Below are 468 nucleotides of genomic sequence, written 5' to 3'. Positions count from 1 at the left end.
ATATCACCAATCCGGGCGGTCAGGCGTTCAACGTAATTTCCGGTATGGGTATCCCTTACCGACATTACTACGTGTCTGCCCGTTATGATTTCCTCGATGCGTACTTCGGTGTCAGCACGATCCTGAAGGCAAATAACATGTGCATGTTCCGTGCCATCGGTGAGAACATCAATATCGAAGTGACCGCAAGCGAACAGTGGAAATTGTGGGCGGGATTCAACACGCCTGCTGCACAACAGGGAGCATGGGCGGAAGAAGACGGTTCAAAGGTGACATTCCATTTTGACGGTTCAAACTCATCGAGCGCGATCTATATCATCGGTGCATCAAAGATCAAGTCTTTGGGTGATTTGAGTACTGTCAATATCGACGGTACGCAGGCAAAGGACTTCACTACGCTGATCCGAGTCGAGGAACTGGTATTCGGTAGCAAGCGCGAAGGATATGCCAACAATAGCGTCACAGACC

1 protein-coding gene is annotated in these 468 nt (G+C 49.8%); it reads left to right on the top strand.

Annotated features, from left to right (window positions below):
• On the top strand, positions 1 to 468 hold a 468-nt coding region (locus HMPREF2794_RS29150; protein ID WP_168166629.1), incomplete at both ends, for a hypothetical protein.

The organism is Bacteroides sp. HMSC067B03 (assembly GCF_001811315.1).
GTDB classification, from domain to species: domain Bacteria; phylum Bacteroidota; class Bacteroidia; order Bacteroidales; family Bacteroidaceae; genus Bacteroides; species Bacteroides faecis.
This window is presented reverse-complemented; position numbering and strand designations above follow the sequence as displayed.